The following is a 23,241-nucleotide window of genomic DNA, read 5'->3' on the forward strand; positions in this document are numbered from 1 at the left end:
CGAATGCCGTTTGATGACTGTGTAGCCCCAGAATCAATTCTGGGCTTTTGTATCACATTTTTTGAATATTGTCAAGACTGTTGTGTGATACATAAGCAAAAATGATAATTTGTCCCAAAGACAGATGGCTGTTGGGGGATGAGTAACATTCTCAATCAGAAAATGAGGTATGCTAGAGACATCTAACAGCGCAAAAAGCATCTATTTTAGAAAGACTTTACACAAAAAAGGACAACTTTAGCAAGTCTTTAAACTATCTTCAGGGATAATCTACCGAAAAAACTCACAGCAGCGACATAATCAAAATAGGGAAAGATATCGGCCTAATAGACTTAGGTGCAATTCCAATTCGCAATCGAAGGCACGGCCCCCCGGCAACTGATAGATAAGTATTTCTAGCAGAAGCAGGAACAGGGAATTTGTGCGATCGAGCGCTCGCCAGAGCAAAATCAGAAAAACATAGGCAAACTCAATCAATGTCAGGAACCTTAGCCTAAAGGCATAAGGCTTGAAAGAGAAATCTAAAAAGCCATCCTGACCAGCTTAAGTCCTTCGCGGACTACGTTTTTTGAGTCACGACACCTTGGGATGCGTAGCTAGTCCCCTGCTCTGTCGCTGAGAGTTAAACAATCTTAAGGTCACTGAGATAGTGCTTTCAGCCTAACAAGCTCTTAAAACATTGGCGAAGCTAACTTTACTCCGAAAGGAGAACGGGACAACCATATCCCGACGGAGGGGCAACCATACCCCTCCACCCCGGAAGGGGATTCAAATTAATGTAAAGCCGTCCTTTTAGGACGGGGTTTCAAACCCAATTTTCCGATGAGCTACTGCGTAAATCCGGGCTGTCCCCATCCTCAAAACCCTGCTGACTCTATTCTCCAGTGTCAGACGTGCGGTGCGCGGTTATTGCTGCGCGCTCGCTACCGAGTGATTGAACCGTTAGGACAAGGAGGTTTTGGAGCTACATTTCTGGCAAAAGACATCTCTTTGCCCGGTCAACCGAGTTGCGTGGTCAAGCAACTGCGACCCAGTAGTTCGTCGCCGCGAGTTTTAGAGATGGCGCGGGAATTATTCAAGCGAGAGGCGAAAACCCTCGGTCAACTCGGCGACCACCCGCAAGTACCGAGGCTGCTAGACTATTTTGAAACCGAACAGCAATTTTACTTAGTTCAAGAGTATGTTAAAGGCTCGACTTTGAAACAAGAAGTAAAGCACTCAGGCCGTTTCAACGAATCGGACGTTAAAAATTTTCTATTAGAAATTCTGCCAGTAGTGCAATATATTCACAGCCAAGGAGTAATTCACAGAGACATCAAACCTGCAAATATTATTCGCCGAGTTCAAGACAGCCACTTAGTTCTGATTGACTTCGGAGCGGTAAAAGACCAAGTTAGCCAAACAATATTATTAGACCCCGCCGACCAAACCGCCAACACGAAATTTTCAGTCGGCACATTTAGTTTTGCTCCCCCGGAACAAATGGCGCTGCGGCCGATATTTGCCAGCGACATCTACGCCGTGGGCATGACTTGCTTGTACTTGCTGACAGGAAAGTCGCCCAAGGATTTAGATTTCGATGCAGTAACCGGCGAAATTGTTTGGCAGCCGCACGTTCAGGTGAGTCCAAATTTTGCGCGGATTCTCGGAAAAATGCTCAAGCCGATGGTTGGGCATCGCTTCCAATCGGCAGGAGATGTGATCAGAGCTCTTTCCGGCGAATTTGAAGACCCAAGTCTTGTTGAGGGCTTGGCAACTCAATTCAATGGCTCTAGCCGCACAGTTGAAGAACCGACGATATTTAACGGTGAGGCTACTGCGTGGTCAGCGCCCCAGAGCAAAATCAATCAAGATTTGCGATCGAACCACACTCGCGCTGGTAGAACTTCCTTCACCCAATCTGGGAACACGGGGATGCAGCCGAGAGTTTCCCGGACTCTGGCTGAGTCCGGCAGAACTTTCGGAACGGTTGCACCTTCCAGCGACAATTTAGCAGGGCAAAAGGTAACGAAAGCTGTTGTTAAGTGGGACACGAACAGCTTGCGAGCGGCATATTTTAAAGGCAAGCGCGATTTTGCTGACTGCGAATTCTCGGGTTTGCAACTGCAAAAAGCGCTGTTGGCGGGGGGGAATTTTTATCAGGCTAGGTTCGTGAAGGCAAATTTGCAAACAGCGGATTTGTCGGGGGCGAACTTGGGCCATGCGAGGTTAATTCAGGCAAATTTGCGAGGAGCAAATTTGACAGAAGCTTATTGCAGCACTGCCAATTTTGAAGGCGCGGATTTCCGAGGTGCTGACTTGACGGGCGCTTATTTGAGCAAGGCGAATTTGCGAGGGGCGAATTTGTGCGGTGCGAATTTGACTGACGCTACAGTTAGTGAGGAACAACTCGCAACCGCGAAGACAAATTGGCTCACTGTTAAGCCGGATGGCAAGCGGGGTTTTGGATTTTAAGACATTAGTCATTAGTCATTGGTCATTAGTCATTGGTCATTAGTCCGAGGGAAGAACAAAAATGCTCCCCCTCTCCCCCTCTCCCCCTCTCCCCCTCTCCCCCTCCCCCCCTCTCCCCCTCTCCCTCCCCCCTCTCCCCCTCTCCCCCTCCCCCCTCTCCCCCAGTCAGGTGATTCCCCAGGAGGAAGTTCGATCGCCCATCGGCGGCCTAAATTAAAAACTAGCAATGGAGGATTCGATCGCACCTAAACATGAAACTGCTCAACCGCCGCACTCGACCGCTTCTGCACGCCGGCATCCTGGCCGTGGCCTACTTTGTTACCGGACAACTCGCAGCGTCGATGCTGGGACTGGTGAAAGCCGAAGCCTCCCCCGTGTGGCCGCCCGCCGGTATTGCTCTGGCGGCAATGCTGCTGCTAGGGCGGCGGATGTGGCCGGGAATTGCCCTCGGTTCGGTGCTGTTAAACTCTACCGCCGGTATACCCTCCGCCGTCATTGTCACATCGGCTTTTAGCGTCACCGTGCAAGCTTTAGTGGGGGAATCGGTGCTGAGGCGGAGCGGATTTTCGACTTCGCTCGATCGATTGCGTGATGTTCTGGCTTTAGTGGCGGGCGCTGTCATCGGGTCTACTTTTGTGGGTGCTACCCTCGGCAACTTGGGCGCGTGCATTTTTGGTTGGGATCAGTGGAGCAATTTTTCGCAGAATTGGTGGACGATGTGGCTCGGAGACGGGATGGGAATTTTGATTGTGACGCCAGTGCTGCTGACTTTGAACCGCGCCGTTAATAGTTTTAAATTTCCACTAAAACTGAGATGTTTCATTATTCTCAATTACTTGTTTGGGAACAGGCAAGATGCCTGTTCCACAATAAAATTCATCTCTTGTGGAACAGGCAGCTTGCCTGTTCTTGACAATGGTGTAAAATGTGAGATCGAACCTGGGATTATTTCAACTTTAAAAGCATTTTTTAACTGGGAAAATTACAGATTACAAAATAAAAATTATCCGAACACATTTTCTGCAACTAAAAACCGCTCTAAGCTTTTATTTTTAATTGTTAATTATTCAGAAATAGCACTCTGGCTGACTTTATTGCTGAGCGTTAGCTGGATGTTTTTTTGCTCGAAAACACAGACGGCGATCGCTCAGTATCCGCTGGAGTATTTGCCTTTTCCTCTGATAGTTTGGGCTGCCCTGCGGTTTCAACCGCCGGGAGCGATTTTTGCTTATTCGATCGTCTCTTGGATCGCGATTTGGGGAGCAGTGCAGGGAGGCGGCCCGTTTTTGGCCAAAAGCGATAATCTCAAACAGGCGGTGTTATTTTTACAAGCTTTTACCGGTACGATCGCCCTTGTGGCCATGATGTTGGCGGCCGCCGTCGCAGAACGCCAGCAAGCGCTGGTGGAGGTGCGCCGCACGGCGGCCGTGCTGCGCGATCGCGAAGCTAGTTTAGCCAACGCTCAGCGCATCGCTCAGTTGGGAAATTGGGATTTAAATTGCGCCGCGGTCAAAGCAACTGACAACTGCGAAGAATCCGCAGAACATCATATATCTAATATCGAATTGCAGTGGTCGGACGAACTTTACCGCCTCTTGGGTTTGGCTCCAACTGTCAAACCGACCCCAGAAGTTTTTTTGCAGGCCGTACATCCAGAAGACCGAGAATTGGTGGCGCGATCGCAGTGTCAAGCTATGTTTGAGCGCAAACCCTATTGCATTGATTACCGGATCGTGCTTCCAGACGGCGGAGTGCGTACTGTCTGCGAACAGTCGGCAATTAACTCAAACGTCATTTCCGCCACAGTCCAAGACGTTACCGAGCGCCACTGCGCGGAAGCGGCTTTGCGAGCGTCGTCCGAGCGCGATCGCTTGCTCTCAGAAATCGCCCTGCGAATTCGCAACTCCCTCGACCTTGAAGAAATTCTCAACACTACTGTTGCCGAAGTCCGGCAATTTTTCAAGGCAGACCGCGCTTTCATCGGTATTGTGGACGCGGACGGGGTAAATCTTGCTAGCCCGATGTACGGTAAGGTTGTGGCTGAGTCTGTCGGTGCCCAATGCCGTTCTCTTTTGGGGTGGGTACTCGCTGACGAGAATCACCTGGAAAACCAGAAAACTTTTTATGCTAACAACCGCGTCCGAGTTGTCTCCGATACTGCTAACGTGCCCGTCAGCGATACAGTTGCCAAATTATACAGCGACTATCAAATTCGAGCGACGTTAAATGTGCCGATCGTCCTCGGGGAAAAGTTGTTCGGGATCTTGGCCGTCAACCAGTGCTCGGGGCCCCGCCACTGGCAGGAATTTGAAATTGATTTGTTGGAAAAACTCGCTACCCAAGTGGCGATCGCTCTCCAGCAAGCCCAACTTTTGCAGCAGGTAAAAGCTCTCAATGCCAACTTAGAATCTCAAGTGGAGGAACGCACCCGCCAACTACAGCAAAAAATGCACGAACTGCAAGAAAGCAACTGCCTGAAAGATTTATTTTTGCACGCAGTTTCTCACAATCTCCGCACTCCTGTTATGGGAATGTTAATACTGCTGAAAAATTTGCTCAACAAATCGCCCTCTGACTCTCTACAGGATGTTCCGGTTTCTCGATCGATTTTGCAGCGGATAGTTCAGGCCAGCGAACACCAGTTGACTATGGTTAATGCCCTGCTCGACGCTCACGCTAGCGAGGTGAAAGGTATTGTTCTCAATACTGTACCGCTGCACTTGCAGTCTTTAACTTCAGCAATTGTTGGCGATTTAGAACCGATGCTGGCAAAAAATCAAGCAACTTTGACTCAGGAAATACCGCCGGATTTGCCGCGAGTCAATGCCGACAGCAAACACTTGCAGCGGGTGCTGGAAAATCTGCTGACTAATGCTATCAAACACAATCATCCGGGAGTCAATATCACTTTAAAAGCCGATGTGATTGAAGTTGAAAAGACGCTAAATTTTGAAGGAAATTCACAGATGTTAACATCCCAAAATACTCCGCTCGCTCGCTGTATAGCTAACCGGATATCTGCTTGGGGCGATCGTCCTGGGACGATCGACACCACCCAGAAAAATCAGGAAACCCTGGCCAAATTTAACCTCGACGGCAGTTGCCAAATGCCCCGCTATCAGGGTCAAATTGGCAATACTGGCGGCAAATTGCCCGGAGTCACCGTAAAAATGGTTCGCTGTACTGTAACAGATAATGGAGTGGGAATCAGCGCCAAACAGCGGGAATCTCTGTTTGAACTTTACGTTCAAGACCCTAATAGCCGACAATTAACAGGGCTGGGTTTGGGATTGTACCTCTCCAAGCAAATTATCAAAGCTCACGGCGGCGAAATCGGCGTCGAAAGCACTCCCGGAGTCGGCTCGACTTTCTGGTTTTCGCTACCTGCACTCAACTCGGACGATCGCTCTTTCCCAATCTAAAATCTAAAATCTAAAATCTAAAATGGTATGAGCTATTTGGGCAATGCAAAATCAGTTCAGGCGTTAACGGTTTACGAGGTGTGGCGCGATCGCTTCCTCCGAGATCGGCTGCGCCCTGCTGTCGCAATTGCCATCTTTTTTGCCTTCACAATAACTGTCTATTTTCTGGGCGAAAGATTCTTCGCTCACCAGGAGTTTAAAAGTGTTTATTTGTACACGAGCGCTGCTGTAGAATTGGGTTTGCTGACCTGTTTTGTGCTGCAAAAAACCTCGATCGGACACCGCTATCCCGGTTTGCTATTTTTGGGTTTTTCGTGGTCGCTGACGGTGGTTGTGCAGCTTGGGTTAGCTGTCGCACAAGCCGGGGAATTACCAATTTTTACCTGGAGTTTAGCATTTCTGATCCAAGCTACGCTGATGCCCGTCCGCTGGCGCCTCCACCTGATTTCTCAACTCGGTGTTTTGTGCTGCCACGTCGGGATCAATTTGGTTTTAAATCTAAGTTTTGCTAAGTATACTGCTTTTAAGCTGACCGGGTTTTACTTATATTTGTTTTGGTTTTGTTTGATTTGCGATTTGTCGGTTTATTGGTACGAATGTCTGCAACGGAAAGAGTTTAGTACGAGGCGCGAGTTGGAATCTGCTTACCAGCAGTTGGAGGTGGCGGAGGCGAAGTACCGCAGCATTGTTGAGAATGCCGGCGAGGGAATTTTTCAAAGCACTCCCGACGGCCGTTACATTACTGCAAATCCAGCTTTGGCGCGGATTTACGGCTGCGATTCCCCGGAAGAAGTGACGGCAAAGTTTACTGATATCGAGCGGCAGTTGTACGTCGATCCGGCTCGCAGAAATGAGTTTTTGCGAGCGATCGAGGAAAGCGGCACAGTGTCGGATTTTGAGTCTCAAATTTACCGCTCAGACGGCAGTATTGTCTGGATTTCCGAGAAGGCGCGGGCGGTACGGGACAGTAGCGGCTCCCTGCTTTATTATGAGGGTTTAATTGAGGATATCACGCAGCGCAAACAGGCACAAGAATCGCTGCGGCTGTTTATTCACGCTCTTTCTCACGACTTGCGAAACCCGGTGGCGGGAATGTTAATGGTGCTGAAAAATTGGCAGGCGAAAACAGGGGATTCGATCGCAATTCCCCGTTCTATTTTGGAGCGGATGATTCAAGGTAGCGAGCAGCAATTGCGGTTGATAAATTCGCTGTTGGAAGTTCACGCCGGGGAATTGCGCGGTTTGGTTCTGCACTGCGAGCGGGTAGATTTGAGGGCAATAGTTGAAGCGGCGGCGACCGATTTGGAGCCTTTAATGAATGAGGGTAAAGCTACTTTTAAAAATTTAGTCCCGGATGATTTGCCAGCCGTGAATGCGGACAATACTCAGTTGTGGCGCGTATTTTCTAATTTAATTGCTAATGCTTTGAAACACAATCTGCCCGGACTGAATTTAACGGTTTCGGCTAAAGTAATCAACGCGAAAAAATTAATTATAAATCACAGCGAAGCGAAACAGGATATGGAAAAATTACCAATTACCAATTACCAATTCCCAATTGCCAATTCCCCAAGTAGTATGATTTACTGTACAGTTGAAGATGACGGGGTAGGAATATTGCCGGAACAGTGCGAACATCTTTTTGATCTTTACGTTAGGGGCGATCGAGCCCGACACTCCGTTGGTTTGGGTTTGGGTCTATATCTTTGTCGGCAAATTATTGGCGCTCACGGCGGGGAAATTGGGGTAATTAGCGCCCCCGGTGCTGGGGCAATTTTTTGGTTTACTTTGCCCCTAGCTGAGAATTGTAGGTGATTTTTTGGTCTGTTTAACTACATTTTATATTTTGGTTGTACCGCCGCAGGTGGCGCAAGAGTGGCTGAAGCCGAGTTGGTCGATCGCACTATTGATATTAATTTAAAACCGTGCTATAGTTAACACAATATTTTTAAGAAAAAATATCCAATTTTCACATTTTCTTGAGAAATAGCATTGAATCTAGAAAATATCTAAAACTAGATAAAAAATCTGCAATTTATGTTTGTCCATCAAAGCTCAGAAAATACAGCTAAAGACGATGGAGCTAAGTACGACTCAGCTAAATATAACGAGCGGTCGTTCTCAACTTTAATGCGGGCGCTTCGTCTTTCCCAAGGTTACTTTTCTTTCGTTTTAGTCAACTGCAACTCGCTGGCTTTGCGGCAGGAAATAGTCGATCGACTGCAAGCAACTTGTGTCCAGAAGCCACAGCAACTGTTTTTGCCCGCATCGGCGACAACTCTCTACACGACAATCGCAGCAGAACTAGACGGCGAACAGCCTCCAGCTTTAATGCTACTAGGTTTGGAATCAGTAGAGTCGATCGATCGATTGCTCGTTTCTACCAACCTACTATGCAGCGAATTCAGCAAAACATTTTCCTTTCCCGTCGTCTTTTGGGTAACGGATGAACTTCTGAGAAAAATCATTCGCACCGCGCCGGATTTATACAATCGGATGACGACAATTAGATTCATCAGTCAGTTGACAGTTGACAGTTGACAGTTGACAGTAGTCAGTCATTAGTCATTAGTCATTAGTCATTAGTCATTAGTCAACAGTCATTAGTCAACAGTCAGCAGTCAGCAGTCAACATTCAACTGTTAAATTCCGCTTCCCAAACCAAAACTAATTCCCGCGCCGCCGCAGTTCCCTCAGCAGGAAAACCTGCCAAAAAATCTTTATCCGCCGCCACGTCATAAGGCCCTTCCTTGAACTCCAAAATCACAGTATCCGGTGCCAAAGCTACCAACGTGTGGATAGTGCCCTCTGGTAGTTCGACAGCGCGAGTCGGGCCAGCAGCGCTGACTCGCAACGATCGCAGGATTTGACCGTTTTCGTTCAAAATAACAATACCGACTTCTCCTTGAATCACTACAAAAAACTCAAAACCGTTAACTGCCGGCGGGCGCAGGTGTCGGTGAGGGCGCACGTAAGTGCCGCGTTGCAGCACGTTGACAAACCGCTGCACCTTTTCTGACAAATCGTGGAAATTGTAGTTTTGTCGCTGGCGGGGACTGCTGCGGGAGGAAGCTGCAACTTCGTCTAGCAATTCTTGCGTCAACAATTTGATCGGAGGGGACTGCACAACAGATATCCTGTATTTAAGAGTTTTTGAACAAATAAGCTAGTCTGGGATCATCTTTACCAGCATTTCTTGAAAGATGAAAATCGCAAATCAGGTGCGTATCACTAAGGCAATGCGTTTGTCAAGTATTTTTAGAACAAGTATTAGCCCGATCGCCCTTTCGACTATTCTACTCTGCGCCAATACCGTTTTTGCATCTGAACCGAGAGCGGCGGCACTTTTGGTTCAGCAGCAATTGCCACAGCAGCAACTTAAAGAAGAGATCCGCGATCGAGTTCAAGAAGAAGTTGACATTGCTTTCGGGCGCACTGCCCTGCTGCTGAACGGGCTGGTAATTGCCTTAACTTTGTTTCCGACAGCAGCCGGAGTCGGTGTTTGGTTTCTGTTTAGTAAATTGTCCAAGCAGACAACAATTGCTCGCCAAGAAATTGAAAGTCTCCATTACGATACAATCTCTCAATTAAAACTATTAATTTCCGATGCAGAAAGTATCTTAGGCGAAATTCAACACCAAAGTCACCCGGCGGATGCAGACACAGACTTGTTATTTCCCGACGCCCAAATTCAAGAATTTGCTCCGGTTAATTACGGCAATTACCAACAGCTATTGACCGCCGGCGACTATGCCAAACAGGGAGATGCTTGTTTCTTTGAAAACCGCTATCAAGATGCGATCGCAGCTTACGATCTGGCCCTGAAAATTCAGCCGGATTTAGCCGATACTTGGAACAACCGGGGAGTAGTGCTCACCAGAATGCAGCGGTATCCAGAGGCGATCGCCTCTTACGAACAAGCTACCACAATTCGCCCGAATTATCCCGACGCTTGGAACAATCGAGGCGTGGTATTGTTGGAGTTGCAGAAGTACCAAGAGGCGATCGGCTGTTACGAACAAGCAATTCAAGCCAAACCCGATTATGCCGATGCTTGGAACAACCGAGGCGTTGCCTTTTCCAAAATGCAGGAGTACGAACAGGCAGTAATTTCTTACAATCAAGCCCTACAAGTTAAAAATGATTATACTGACGCTTGGAACAATCGAGGCGTTGCACTCTCAAAATTGCAAAAATACGAAGCGGCGATTGATTCTTATGAAAATGCTGCTAAAATTCGACCTGATTTTTACAGAATTTGGTACAATAAAGCCCGATGTTATGCACTGCAAGGTAAAATTGAATTAGCAATTGAAAATTTAAAGCGCGCCCTCAATCTCAATCCTAATGTGTGTAAACACTTGGCACAAACTGAAGCTGATTTGGAGAAGATTCGCGAACACGAGGCATTTAAGCAGTTGATTAATTGAGCGAAAATATTTAGGTGCGCAATGCGCACCTTACTAATCTGGAATCACGCACAACCTCATGATTGCCGCTTAATTTCAACTACAAATACTTCTGCAACAGCAAACCCATTTTTTCCTTAGTGGCCGCCGGCACTCGATCCAGTTGAGTTAGAATTGCATATTTCAAAGCTGAATGCGAGTCGGAAACGGGGGGATTTTCTGTTAACCTCCGCACTGTTTCTTGAATGGCTTTTTGGGCATTTGCTGCATTGCGGTGCAAGTTGGCAACTACCATTTCTACGGTTACGCTGTCGTGATCTTCGTGCCAGCAGTCGTAATCGGTAACTAATGCTAAAGTTGCGTAGGCAATTTCTGCTTCTCTGGCTAATTTTGCTTCGGGCAAATTTGTCATCCCGATGACTGTCGCCCCCCAACTGCGGTACAGGTGGGATTCTGCTTTTGTTGAAAATGCGGGGCCTTCCATGCAGACGTAAGTGCCGCCGCGATGCAGGGTAACGTCGGCGAGGTTCAAGGATTCGATCGCACTTGCCAACACTTTAGCCAATTCGCCGCAAACCGGATCGCCGAATGTGATGTGACCGACAATTCCTTCTCCAAAAAAGGTAGAAACTCGATTTTTTGTGCGATCGATAAACTGATCCGGCACTACCATATCTAAAGGTTTCGCCTCAGCTTTCAGGGAACCAACCGCCGACGCTGAGATTAAATACTCAACTCCCAAACTCTTCATTGCATAAATATTTGCCCGATACGGCACTTCTGAGGGCAAAAAAGTGTGGTTGCGGCCGTGTCTAGCCAGAAATGCTACCGGCGTACCGTCCAATGTTCCCACAATTGCGGCGTCCGACGGCGAACCGAAAGGTGTATCAATTTTCACCTCTTCAATATCTTTGAGGGCCTCCATTTTATACAAACCGCTGCCGCCGATAATTCCGATTTTTGCTTGTGCCATTTTTACTTTCTGCTTGAGTTTTACCACAGTGATTCTATCGGGCCATCGTTAAGTTGGGGTAAAGATCGTTGAAGATTTCGTAACCAAAATTTTGGGTACAAGCCCCGTCATTTTATGACGGCTTTCTCTTGACACATTCTGGAATACTATGTTATGAGAGAAATGGCAACGCGATAAAACGCCTAGATAGCCAATATTGGGTTCTCCCCGTCTACAATGCTCAGCTACGTGCGACATAGTGTAGGAAAGAGGAACAAACAATTAAGTAAATCATTTCAAATGCGGTCGGGCAGTCCGTGTGCGCTTGTGGACGTATCCAAACAGGGGATTAGCAATAATCCTAGAGAGGACGGATGAAGCAAGAATCCCCACACCTTTAGGTTGGGGAGTGTCAAAACAGTCACCCGGCATACACTATATTGTCACAAAACAGATGTGATTTCAATCACAATATAACTTCACGAAATCTTTAAAAATAAAGGTACAGAGTTCTGTTATATATTTTTAGTGTGTTAAAACCATGACAGTCAGTTCTGCTAACCTCCCCAAAATCTCGATCGAGGCGATCGTCCAGCGAATCTTTGCTTTTCGTCAAATTACCCCCCTCGATAGACGGCTGATCAAGTCAGCAGTCCTTGACGGACTCGACGACAAGGATCATGCTCACCTCAACCGAGTGTGTCAGGGTATCCAAAACGGATTGATTTTAGTTGTGGAATAGAAAGTGTTTGAAAATTTGTGATTGAGTCTGCATCTGCTTGAACACAGTTCTGGCGGTATTTTTTTTGTTTGCGGTTCGGGCGATCGCGATCGACATCACAAATAATAATATTATTTACATCTTATCCCTCAAAATTCAACAGCCAAAAGCCTGTATAAGTCATGCCACTATCATCCGGCTGCACTAATAAAAAATGCAATCCTTGACTTAATTGCTTCCGCTGTTGGTAAATTTTCGCCGCCGCTTTCACCTCGCTATCTTCAAAAGTAGCAACAACCCACCTATCTGCTAACCCAGCTTCCAAAATCAATCCGTCGGGAGCTCCAGCGATATAATTCAAAGCAAAAGGTTTGGCATCCTGAAGCCATCTCGCCAACCGCATAGACTGGCGCCCGCCGTCAATTACAACTCCCGGTACGGGCACTGTTGAGGCCAAGCCCAAATTCAGCGGTAACAGGAATTCTGGCATTTGCAATATGGGGAGGGGACGCCCTTGGAAAGCATCTTCAATGTCGCCGGCGGGTAGGGAAGCAAAACGCCAGCCATCGCCCCAGAGGTTTTCCGGTAAGGGGACGGGCGGAGGTGACTCAAGGGCGATCGCACTGTAGGTTTCGCCTGTATAATTAGGCATAATCGAATATTCTTTTGCCCGTTCTTGCAGCAGCAATTTAAGAGCCGCCGTGCGCCGAGTTGCTTCTACTTTGACTCCCAAAACTTTGCCCGCAGCTTCGATTAAGCTGAGAGATTGAGGTCTAAATACTTGAATTAAATCAGGCAAATTATGAGTTTGAGCTTCCTGCTGCAACTGGGAGGCTAGCCAAGTTGAATTAGCGGCACCCTGGCGGCAAACAGCGCTAAATTGAAAACTGCGTTCCGAGTCGCAAATTAAAAGTTCCCACAGTGGTTTGCCAGTTTCGTCTTGGAGAGGGCGGCGGTAAAAATCGGCTTGCCAAATTTCCATAAGCAATTAAAAAATAAACTCAACAACTGTATTATTTTAATCTAATTCTGCAACAATAATGTCATTTAAGATGGCGAACTAAATACATATCGAGTTCCCCCTTGTTTTTAGCAGGAATTTTACCTCTGTGTTCGCATTCAAAAAAAAAATTGACTAATTCAAATCTACATTAGACCTCTTGCAAAAGTCCTTTTAATCAAATTTTGGAACGGGCAAGATGCCCATTCCACAAGAAAAAAACTTTTTGTGGGATGGGCATCTTGCCCGTCCCAGCTATTTTTGCAACAGGTCTATTATTACAGCCAAAAAATTTCAAATCCCGACTTTAACACGTAATTCCGCATTTTGAAACAAAAAATATTGGTCGATCGACCAATATCACACGATCCGCGCCCTCAAATTTCCCCTCTCCTGCGAGCAAACGAGGTTATTATAGATAAACTGTAAACTTCTATCATTGTCGCTGCATTTGCTATGAACCCTGCCCTGACTCAATTTGGCACTCAGATGTCCCACCTCACGGGAGTGCGAGCGATTATGAAAGACATTATTGAAACTCTCAGAGCTGGCAGCGGGCAGGAGTTTATTAATTTGAGCGCCGGAAATCCGGTGATTTTGCCGGAAGTCGAGCAGTTGTGGCGCGACTGCACTGCGGAACTTTTGGCCAGCCCGGAATACGGCGAGGTGGTTTGTCGCTACGGTTCCAGTCAAGGCTATCAGCCGTTTATCGATGCGGTGCGGGAGGATTTTAATCGGCGTTACGGACTGAGTTTGACCGATCGCAATATCGTAATTACCCCCGGCAGTCAATCGATCTACTTCTACGCAGCCAACGCTTTCGGCGGCTACACCGCACCCCCCCCATCCCCCCCTTACCAAGGGGGGGCAACGGCCAATCAATCCCCCCCTTACCAAGGGGGGGCTAGGGGGGGTAGCCTTAAAAAAATTGTTTTACCGCTGAGCCCAGACTACACCGGTTACGGCGGCGTCAGCTTGATTCCCGAAGCGGTAGTCGCTTGCAAACCAACCCTCGATATTGATGCAGCCGCTCACAGGTTCAAATACCGCCCGGATTTCAGCCAACTGTCGATCGACGAAACCACCGGTTGCGTCATTTTTTCCCGTCCCTGCAACCCCACAGGAAACGTTCTCACCGACGACGAAGTTAAGAAAATTGCCGATTTAGCGGCCGCTTTCGACGTGCCGGTGTTCGTCGATTCCGCCTACGGCCCTCCCTTCCCCTCCTTGAATTTTACCGAGATGACGCCGATTTTTGGCGGCAATATCGTACACTGCATGAGTTTGTCGAAAGCCGGATTGCCGGGTGAAAGAATCGGAATTGCGATCGGCGATGAAAAACTCATTCAAATATTAGAATGTTTTCAAACCAATACGTGCATTCATTCGCCGAGATACGGACAGGCGATCGCAACTCGTGCCATTGCTTCCGGCGCTCTTGCCGATATTTCCATCAACGTAATTCGCCCGTACTATCAAAATAAATTTGCAGTAGTTGAAGAAACTTTAGAACAAGCAATGCCGAAGAATTTGCCGTGGTTTTTGCACCGGGGCGAAGGAGCAATTTTTGCGTGGTTGTGGCTGAAAGATTTGCCCATGACTGATTGGGAACTTTATCAAAAATTGAAGCAAGTCGGCGTAATTGTCGTGCCGGGAAGTTCTTTCTTCCCCGGTTTGCGGGAAGATTGGCAGCACAAGCACGAGTGTTTGCGAATTAGTTTGACGGCGACAAATGATGAGATTGAAACTGCAATGAAACGCTTGGCTCAAATGGTAGAAAAAGTTTATCAGTCATGAATTATTGGTAATGGTAATTGGTTATTTCTTAGTGGCAACCAATTACCCATTACAATTATCAGTTACCGATTACAATGACCGAAAGCATCTAGGATACAAGCCCCCGAATTCATCCGTGGAGAAATACAAAACCTGTATCAGATGAAACTTGCCCCCCGAATTTATCTGTGGCTCAATGCTTCAATTCTAAAATCTAAAATCTAAAATCTAAAATCGATTGACTTATTCCTTTGCAGATCGACTACAATTGAAATAACAATTAGCAGCGCGGTGGGTTATGGCAGTGCAATTACTCAAAAGGTTGTTGACCGTAGAAGAATATCATTTAATGGGCAAAGCTGGTATTCTGTCCGAGGGCGATCGGGTAAGTAGGTAAGCGGGATTAAACCGAGCTATGTAACAATATGTAAACAGGGCTAACTTAGCCACGCTTAAGGCATTTGGAGACCTTACAATTTTTAACATAATTGTGTTTTACAGCGCCTATCTACTTACTAGATTTACAAAATTACGAAAGTGCTTTAATGTTTAAACAGTGATGATTAAATGCTACCTAAAAAAACTTCATGATTAGAAAAACCGTTCATAAGTTCATCACGTTAGTATTAGCAGTATTTCTATTGGCGATTAGTGGTGAGTGCTGGACATCGCAAACTTTAGCACCAACCCATCCTCATGTTTTTTATGTTGCACCAAATGGCAGCGATACAAATAACGGTTCACACGAGCATCCTTGGTCAACAATTAATCACGCAGCGTGGGTATTAAAAGCGGGTGAAACAGTTTATATTCGGGCTGGAACTTATCGCCTCACCGAACAAATTCAAGCTAAAAATTCAGGTACAGAAAAGGCTTGGATTACTTATCGAACTTATCCTGAAGAACGGGTTATTATTGATGCGGATGCAGTTAAAGTAGAGCCTCCCTCTGCTAATAAATCCCATTATCCTCACGATCAAGGTGCATTTTTGTTACAAAATGTTAGTTATATTCAAGTCGAAGATTTAGAAGTTATTAATTCTCATAATTCTGGGATTACAGTTAGAAATAGCCATTTTATTAACCTTTATAATAATAAAACAGAAAATACGTTTTCTCCAGGTATTGGTGTTTGGTGGGGCGATCACTATAAAGTAATGGGAAATACGGTTATTAATGCAAACGACCTGAAGATGGCTGACTTTTTAAATGATTTTTCAGAAGCTCCCCATGAAGCAATTTCAATCGGTGGGGTTGAAAATTTTGAAGTTGCTTATAACTTAGTTAAGGATGGGAAAAAAGAAGGGATTGATGTTAAAGAAAAGAGTAAATATGGAACCGTCCATCATAACTATATTCACCACATGGCACGACAAGGATTATATGTTGATAGTTGGTTGGGAGTCTTAGAAGATGTTGAGGTCTTTAATAATGTTGTTCATGATTGTAATGGGGCAGGGTTTGCTTTAGCAGTAGAAGGAGGTTCAGAAGCAAAAAATATTCGATTTCACCATAACTTAATTTATGATAACTGGGGAACCGGAATTCTCTTTGCCCGATGGGGAAATGATGGGTTACGGCATAATATTAAAATTTATAATAATACGGTTCATCATAATGGTTATGGTAAACCGAACCCAGGAGAAAGCTTTTTTTGGATTACTGGAGGGTTATATTTATTTTCTGATAATCTTCAAAATGTTGAAATCAAGAATAATATTTTTAGCAATAATAGGGGATTTCAAATCGGTTATAGCGATCGCTATTTGGCGGCTAACTCTGACATCGAAAAGATTTTTCGTCAAAAAGATATTGAGATTAGCCACAACTTAATCTTTGGAGAACATAACACCACCCGTCCGATTTATGCTGGATGGCTTCCTGATAACTATGCGAATATCTATGGAACGAATGGAACTGCTGCGGTCAGAGAAGAACCTCTATTTGTTAATCCTGAAGAAGGGAATTTTTACTTAAAATCTCCCGTCAGTAACCCAACCCCATTAACTGCTAATTCTAAAACATCTCAGATGACAGTTGGAGCTTTTCCCAATGGAGAAAAACCCCATTTTTGGTGGCAGGGTAAGTTCCCACCTCAATTTCCTGATTTACCCCAATAAACCCTTCATTAAAATAAGTTGTGTCTGTAATAATTAATTGTTAATAGTTGTATTAAGTACCTAAACAAAATTAATTAAGCTGTTGTGCATTTAAATTGTATATTTCGAGTCTCGATCGAACAATCGTCAAATCCTCTCCCCCGATCCCCATCGGACCCTCTCCCTCTCTAATACCATAGGCAATCTAGATGCAACACAGCTTATTTACGCTCGATCGCTCATTCAAGAAGTCTGGCTCTTAGATATAGAGGCACAATGCTTAGAAGTTTACCGCCAGCCAACTCCTAATGGTTACAGTTTAATCCAAAAGTTTTGGCGGGGTCAACAAGTTGCGTCGCTCGCCTTTCCTGATGTGGAAATGAATATCGATTTTGTACTCGGATAGATTCGGATTATAGGTTATCTGATATTTTGCACCATTCTCAATTACTTGCTTAGGAACAGGCAAGATGCCTGTTCCACAAGAGATAAATTTTATTAGACCTCTTGCAAAAATAACTAGGACGGGCTCTCCGGCCCGTCCCACAAAATTTTTTTTCTTGTGGAATGGGCCCCAGATCCCGTTCCAGAATTTGATTAAAAGGATTTTTGCAAGAGGTCTATTGTGGAACAGGCCGGAAAGCCTGTTCTTGACAATGGTGCAAAATGTGAGTTATAGAAAACATTCCCAAGTCCCGATTCCCAAATTAAACCACCCGATAAACAAAACTCAGAGTCGCCCAAACACTCACATCCAAAGCCAAATCATCCGTCGATATCCCCACTTTCTGCACCCCCGGAATGCTAGCCGCGTGCAAATCTTCGAGCACCGCCCGCGCCACATTTAAAGGATTCAACAATACTCGAATTGGTAAAGCATCCCTCGTTTGCTGCATTTCGGCTTCTATTGCAGCAAGAGTTCGATCGAACGGACTCTCACTAAATATAAAAAAAGTTTCCGCAAGCCCGATCGCCCCAGATACCGCCCACCCGTTAGCGAAGCCCTCGAAGAGGATCGACCCAGCCGCAGGCACGATCGAATTCTCCCCCGGAGCGATCGCCCGCGACCTCTCCCCCACAGGGTCTTTGCCCTCAGCGCCGAACACTGACAGCCGTCCCGCGCTGTCCGAGCAAAACACCGCAAAGTAAACCGGGCGATCGCCGTCGTTATACAATCTGTACTGAATTCGGCTGCCGGTTTTTATGTTTGGTATATAATTGCTTGCCGATTTCTCGCTTTCCGCGCTCAGGGGTTCGAGGCGGTAAGTGCGATCGGCCCGCACAGGCTCCCGCTGCGCCACCGCCCGCGCTTGCGGCGCCAGAGTTGCCAGAACCGCCCGCACCTTCAGGCGCGAAGACCCCTCATTTGCAGTCAGCCGCAGCAACTTAAGAGCCAGCAGCGCTTTCAACTGCGGAGTCAACCGCTGCACCGCCACCTTAACTGCTTCTCCCCCGTCGCCCTGAGTGTCGGGAATCGGCATTTGGCCCAAAGAAAACAAACCGTAGCGGCCTCGATCCAAAGCAGGCTCATAGGCCGAAGAAGTTTGAGCGACAGCCGTTTCCGGGACTCTGCCGAACCGAAAGTCAGCCGGTTGCTCGCTCAAGACAGCCGAAACTTGCGGCACAGTCGAGAAAGCACTGGTGGCGTCCACCCGCTCGATGCGTTCCAAACCCGAGTCCAAAGCTACTGTCAAACCGATGTTTCGCGGCAATACCCGAATTTCTTCCCTCACCAGTTCGCCGACTGTTAATTGGCTGTTTGTTCGATCGGGCTTATCTAAAATTTGAGCTTTAGCAGAAAGGCCCGTGCGTCCCCGCAGCAAAAGCCTCGCGCCCTCGGAGGAATCCACAGCAAACACAGAACCCGCTGCCGACTCCAAAACTCCCGACGACAACCCGCCCAGCCACAACTGCACAGTTTTGCCGCCCTCTTCCACCGCCGTCACAGCCCCATCAGCAGGGGAATTCAACATTAAATTTGCAAAATTAACCGCCGGCGGTGCTGTTAAATCGTGAGGGGGAATTTGCGGTTGCTGCGATAACCCCGTGATTTGCTCGACTGTACCCGCGGCGCGGCTGAAACTGACGCTGAAGCTGCTGGCGGGAGTTGCCCACCACAGAGTTTGAGTCAGGGCGTAGGTAAACAAACCTGCACTAAATCCGTTCCACTCTTGTTCGGCCGCGATTTGGGAATTGGCCGCCGCAGCAAGTACGGTGGCCGTCGGACGGAGATTTGGACGGGATTTGAGACCTTCGGCGAACGTTAATTCTGCGAGGCTTGGCTGCCCGACGGTGGGGCGGGGGCGGGAGCGAATGCGAAAGTTGCCGTTTTTGGGGAAACCCGGATAGGAGTAGCTGGTGTCGAGGATGGCGATCGCATTTTCTGTCGCGAGCGATCGCACCAACAGCAGCAGCGTTTCCTCTAAAATATCGTTCACCGCCCCGTTGGCCAACAGCGGCAAAACGTCATCCGCCGGCACCAAACTGTTTTGCATTTTTCCGGGAGACTCGATCGAACTGACTCGGCTACCGCAGCCGCTAAAGTGAAAAACTACCGCGTCGCCAGGTTTTGCTTGTTGAGTCAAGTGAGTCACAAAAGCCGTCTCGATATTTTCCCTCGTAGCTTGAGCGTCAGTCAAAGTCAGAATGTCCGACGGCGCAAATCCAAACCGATATCTCAGCAGTTCCCGCTGCAATTCCACATCCGTGACGCAGCCGCGCAGGGGCGAGTCTGGATATTTGTCAACGCCAACCAACAAAGCCAATTTGCGGGCTGTCGGCTGGGCTAAAGCTTGGAGGTAGCGATCGCCCAACCGCAGCCACAGGATCTCGCTGATTCCGATCGCGCCCAGCATCCGGCCAGCTTGCTGCAAAAATTCCCGCCGCTTCAGTCCCATTTTTAAATAGCTTTGGATTTTTAGTTGTCAATTTTTAAGTTAAATTCCCCTCACTAATTTTCGGGGATTTAATTAGATTATGAGTGTTTAGTATTAAAATGTTTTTTATTTTTTAACTTTTGAGTTTTACAGCAGATTCCACATTTATGAAGTACACCGCCTATCGCGAGCTTCCCCGTAGGGGCTCAGGCATTCGCGGTGTCCCTACACTTCACAAACCTGGAATACGCTGTAAGTTTAAACTTTAAAATTTAAAACTCAAAACTCAAAATTCAAAACTATTCAGAATGCCGCCAACACCAAGGTTCAAGATTTAAATCTCGTAATTGAAAATATTCATTGCCTTGGCTAATTCAGCGGCGACTTCCGGCCGGGAAAACTGCGGCGGCGGCAATTTTCCAGCCCGCAGCATTTCCCGAACTTTGGTTCCAGACAAATGCACCCGCTGTTCGGGAGTGCTGGGACTGGTTTTAGTTGTAGCCATTTGTTCCGTCAGCGTGCAATAGAAAGCGTGCTCGAATTTCATCGGCACAATTCCCAATTCTCCCGGCTCAAATTCGTCAAAAATGTATTGGGCATCGTAAGTGCCGTAATAATCCCCAACTCCAGCGTGATCGCGCCCCACGATAAAGTGAGTGCAGCCGTAGTTTTTGCGGATTAAAGCGTGAAAAATGGCTTCTCGCGGCCCGGCGTAGCGCATCGCCGCCGGATTAATTGCCAAAATTACGCGGTCTTTTGGATAGTATTTTTCTAGCAGAATTTCGTAGCAGCGCATCCGCACGTCAGCGGGGATGTCGTCATCTTTTGTCGTCCCCACTAGCGGGTGCAGGAACAAGCCATCTACTGTTTCTAAGGCGCATTTTTGGATGTATTCGTGTGCCCGGTGGATGGGGTTTCGGGTTTGGAAACCGACTATGGTTTTCCATCCTTTTTCTTTGAACAGCATTCTCGATTTCGCCGGGTCAATTTGGTATTGGGGAAACCGGGGGTCTAGTTCGCGTTCCAGCAGCCAAACGTCGCCTGCGAGGTTAACTGGCCCGGATTTGTCTACTACTTGGACGCCCGGGTGTTTGAGGTCGTCGGTGCGGTAGACGTTGAGGGCTTCTTCTTCTTTGCTGTAATGGTATTTTTCTGCGAGCTCCAAGAGCCCGACAAATTCGCCTGCGGGGGAGTCGAGGCGCACTAAAGTTCCTGCTTTCAGGGGGGCAGCGACTGCTTCTGTTACCGAGAGGGTGATGGGCACCGACCAAGGGAGGCCGTTGGAGAGGCGCATTTGTTTGACGACCGATCGATAATCAGCTTCGTTCATGAACCCTTTGAGGGGACTCAGGGCGCCGATGGCGATCATTTGCAGGTCGGAGATCGATCGATCCGACAACTGGACTCGCGGCAGGGACTCTGCTTTGTCGAAAAATTCTTGTCTTTGGTCTAGTGTGGCAATGCGGTTGACCAGGATGCCGCCGTGAGGCGCAATGCGGTCTGGATGCTGGCTCATGTCGATTTGAATTATTTGGTTTTAGCTGCCAGAGTACATAGTATCAAGCGGTGGCTGCAATTCTACATTTTTTAATTCTTATGGAATTGTACAGAACGCTGCTTTTGTGGCGCTGTAATTCTTTAACTGTAAACTCGCGCACTAAAAACTCTCAACTTTCCCTTCAAGTCTGCACTTGAAATTCTTCTGGATCTATTCCCCAATTTACCCAGCTAATCGCTTCTTTAGCCGATCGGACTTTTGGCGGCACTCGCAAAACGTGAATGTGTCCCGTACTCGGACAAGTCATCTTTAACAAATAAATTGGCTCTATGTCAATATTATTATCAATTTTTAACAAAGTATATTCTTGCCAAGTATCCAATTCTATTGCTTGCAATTCTTGACAAATTCTCGGATAGCCGATCGCCTGAATCAAAACTCGCCGCACTTCGGCATTCTTTTCTGTTAGCAGCCATGAAGCTTGCCAAGACTGCGGCGGAACTTGACCGATTGTTGCCGGCAGCAGGACGCCGCGATAAGAGTATACGCTGAACTTGTCAGCAAATTCAACCGCTGGTTGACCTTCTGCGTGGAGCAAATATTCGCTGTCAAAATGAATTTGAATCGGGCGATCGCACACAAAGCACATTTTCTCAAACGGGTAAATCCTGCCGCAGTTTTCGGTTAGGGATTTAAAGGCTGCATACAAAGAGCGATCGATCTCCAAATTTAACACGTCTATACAAAATTCAACCCAACTTCCGTGACAGGCTGAAAGTTCGGAAACTATGCTGTTATTATGATAAGTCTGATCGATAAAAAATCTCTGAAATCTCCCGCCCAACTTCCTTGCTAATTTGATGTAAAGTTCATCTTTAACATGAACGTGCAGTTGATTCATCAGTTGAGCGTACAGCGGGTTGTAGAGTTTGCTGTAAATCTTATTTTCCAGTTCCCTGCCCAGTTGACTCCTTAATATATCGTACAATTCATTGTGAATTTTGTTTCTGATTTCGCTGCCTGTTTCCAGACCGGAATCGCGTATCCTTAGCGGTTCAACTGCTTGCAAAGCTATGTAAGGGCTGTCACAGAAAATAATTTCCGGTGCGGGACAGCCGATGAAGTTGTAGGCGGTGTGGATGGCGGCTGTCGCTTGCGGGCGATCGATCGGTGCGATCGAAAGTCCAATTTGCCGCCACTTCTCGCGATAAATCGGAATTAGCGCTGTTTGTTCGGGAGTAATTGCAATCATTGGTACAGCTATATTATTTGATTTGGAGTGACAAAAATTAATTAACAGGACTTACGCACACACTCTATCTGTAGGGTGCGAACTGCGCACCTTACCCTACTTGGGGCGGATAGAACCATTAAGTCGGTGGAAACAAACATCGCGTCGAGATAGAAAGCGAGTTGAGGAATCCTAAATACGATTGTTTGACACTCTCAGCGAAGACAGCGACTGAGATTCTTAAGATTTTGCAACCTTAATATCCTGATTACTCAGGTTCCCAAACTCACCGCGTTTGCTCGCGTGAGCGCGGTGATATCTTTTGGGCGTTTAGGTACATAGTACCAGGTTTCGCGGAGTCCCCGCGTACCATTAAAAAAGCTCTATCTCTGATAGTTTTTGCAGCACCAATATCGGCGTGTTCGTGATAGCCACATTCGACACAGATGAACTTTTCTCCATCTCTATTCGACTTGTCAATATGACCGCAATTTCTGCATTCTTGGCTAGAGTGTTTGGGATTGATTTTAATAGTAATTTTTCCTTGCTTCACAGCAAGATACTCAATCTTCAAAATCAATTCACCCCAACCTGCATCACAGATAGAACGATTCAAACCCTTCTTTCTAGATTGTCCATTTTTCAGGAATCTCCCAGTTTTTTCATTAGTTTTCACCTTACATCGGCGCATCATCCCAGAGATGTTTAAATTTTCTAGGGCGATCGCATCGGTGTTGCGAGACACAATCTTGTTAGCAACTTTCCATTGATACGCTTGGCGTTTATTACCAATCTTTTGATGA

At 46.9% G+C, this 23,241-nt stretch carries 16 protein-coding genes; 9 read left to right on the plus strand and 7 right to left on the minus strand.

Translation table 11 applies throughout. The annotated features are described in order from the left end of the window. Positions 1-822 precede the first annotated feature (822 nt). The 4 genes from QUB70_RS12450 to QUB70_RS12465 all read left to right on the plus strand — a co-directional run bounded on the left by QUB70_RS12450 (position 823) and on the right by QUB70_RS12465 (position 8,417). Positions 823-2,454: a serine/threonine-protein kinase gene (locus QUB70_RS12450; protein ID WP_332980660.1), complete on the plus strand. Its 1,632-nt coding sequence runs from the start codon at positions 823-825 to the stop codon at positions 2,452-2,454. A gap of 251 nt (positions 2,455-2,705) precedes the next feature. After that, the gene (locus QUB70_RS12455; protein ID WP_332980662.1) at positions 2,706-5,876 is read left to right on the plus strand and encodes a sensor histidine kinase; all 3,171 of its coding nucleotides are present in this window, start codon (positions 2,706-2,708) and stop codon (positions 5,874-5,876) included. Between the two features lie 27 nt (positions 5,877-5,903). Beyond that, positions 5,904-7,691, plus strand: coding sequence for a PAS domain-containing sensor histidine kinase (locus QUB70_RS12460; RefSeq protein ID WP_332980663.1), 1,788 nt, complete (start codon positions 5,904-5,906; stop codon positions 7,689-7,691). 222 nt (positions 7,692-7,913) lie between these two features. Beyond that, positions 7,914-8,417 (plus strand): hypothetical protein, encoded by a 504-nt coding sequence (locus QUB70_RS12465; protein WP_332980664.1) that lies wholly within the window; start codon positions 7,914-7,916, stop codon positions 8,415-8,417. Positions 8,418-8,511: 94 nt separating this feature from the next. Here the strand turns inward: QUB70_RS12465 and QUB70_RS12470 are convergent, their stop codons facing one another. Further along, a complete protein-coding gene (locus QUB70_RS12470; protein ID WP_332980665.1) occupies positions 8,512-9,003 on the minus strand; it encodes a WbuC family cupin fold metalloprotein in 492 nt (163 codons plus the stop codon). A gap of 76 nt (positions 9,004-9,079) precedes the next feature. Here QUB70_RS12470 and QUB70_RS12475 point away from each other — a divergent pair, with 76 nt between their 5' ends. Next, positions 9,080-10,306, plus strand: a complete 1,227-nt coding sequence (locus tag QUB70_RS12475) for a tetratricopeptide repeat protein (RefSeq protein ID WP_332980666.1) — start codon at positions 9,080-9,082, stop codon at positions 10,304-10,306. Between the two features lie 79 nt (positions 10,307-10,385). Here the strand turns inward: QUB70_RS12475 and QUB70_RS12480 are convergent, their stop codons facing one another. Continuing rightward, on the minus strand, positions 10,386-11,258 hold the full coding sequence (locus tag QUB70_RS12480; protein ID WP_332980668.1) for an S-methyl-5'-thioadenosine phosphorylase: 873 nt from the start codon (positions 11,256-11,258) through the stop codon (positions 10,386-10,388). A 520-nt stretch (positions 11,259-11,778) separates the two neighbouring features. On the opposite strand from QUB70_RS12480, the gene QUB70_RS12485 reads away from it, so the two are divergent. After that, complete coding sequence (locus QUB70_RS12485; RefSeq protein WP_332980670.1) at positions 11,779-11,979, plus strand: hypothetical protein; 201 nt, start codon at positions 11,779-11,781, stop codon at positions 11,977-11,979. 121 nt (positions 11,980-12,100) lie between these two features. On the opposite strand, the gene QUB70_RS12490 is transcribed toward QUB70_RS12485, so the two are convergent. Next, on the minus strand, positions 12,101-12,940 hold the full coding sequence (locus QUB70_RS12490) for a Tab2/Atab2 family RNA-binding protein (RefSeq protein ID WP_332980672.1): 840 nt from the start codon (positions 12,938-12,940) through the stop codon (positions 12,101-12,103). Between the two features lie 474 nt (positions 12,941-13,414). Between QUB70_RS12490 and QUB70_RS12495 the strand changes: the two genes are divergently transcribed. From QUB70_RS12495 to QUB70_RS12505, 3 genes are all read left to right on the plus strand, one after another. Next, positions 13,415-14,755 carry a valine--pyruvate transaminase gene (locus QUB70_RS12495; RefSeq protein WP_332980673.1) on the plus strand — a complete coding sequence of 447 codons (1,341 nt, stop codon included), beginning with the start codon at positions 13,415-13,417 and terminating at the stop codon, positions 14,753-14,755. 566 nt (positions 14,756-15,321) lie between these two features. After that, positions 15,322-16,854, plus strand: a complete 1,533-nt coding sequence (locus QUB70_RS12500; protein ID WP_332980674.1) for a right-handed parallel beta-helix repeat-containing protein — start codon at positions 15,322-15,324, stop codon at positions 16,852-16,854. A 175-nt stretch (positions 16,855-17,029) separates the two neighbouring features. Beyond that, positions 17,030-17,239 (plus strand): Uma2 family endonuclease, encoded by a 210-nt coding sequence (locus QUB70_RS12505; RefSeq protein WP_332980679.1) that lies wholly within the window; start codon positions 17,030-17,032, stop codon positions 17,237-17,239. 301 nt (positions 17,240-17,540) lie between these two features. Here the strand turns inward: QUB70_RS12505 and QUB70_RS12510 are convergent, their stop codons facing one another. The 4 genes from QUB70_RS12510 to QUB70_RS12525 form a co-directional block, all read right to left on the minus strand. Continuing rightward, on the minus strand, positions 17,541-19,730 hold the full coding sequence (locus QUB70_RS12510) for a caspase family protein (protein ID WP_332980675.1): 2,190 nt from the start codon (positions 19,728-19,730) through the stop codon (positions 17,541-17,543). A gap of 313 nt (positions 19,731-20,043) precedes the next feature. Continuing rightward, positions 20,044-21,225: a sulfate adenylyltransferase gene (gene sat / locus QUB70_RS12515; protein WP_332980676.1), complete on the minus strand. Its 1,182-nt coding sequence runs from the start codon at positions 21,223-21,225 to the stop codon at positions 20,044-20,046. 163 nt (positions 21,226-21,388) lie between these two features. Then, complete coding sequence (locus tag QUB70_RS12520; protein WP_332980677.1) at positions 21,389-22,459, minus strand: DUF6745 domain-containing protein; 1,071 nt, start codon at positions 22,457-22,459, stop codon at positions 21,389-21,391. 265 nt (positions 22,460-22,724) lie between these two features. Next, on the minus strand, positions 22,725-23,241 hold a 517-nt coding region (locus tag QUB70_RS12525), incomplete at its 5' end, for an RNA-guided endonuclease InsQ/TnpB family protein (RefSeq protein ID WP_332980678.1).

Origin of the sequence: Microcoleus sp. A003_D6 (assembly GCF_036702825.1) — a bacterium.
In the GTDB taxonomy this organism is placed as follows: domain Bacteria; phylum Cyanobacteriota; class Cyanobacteriia; order Cyanobacteriales; family Microcoleaceae; genus Microcoleus.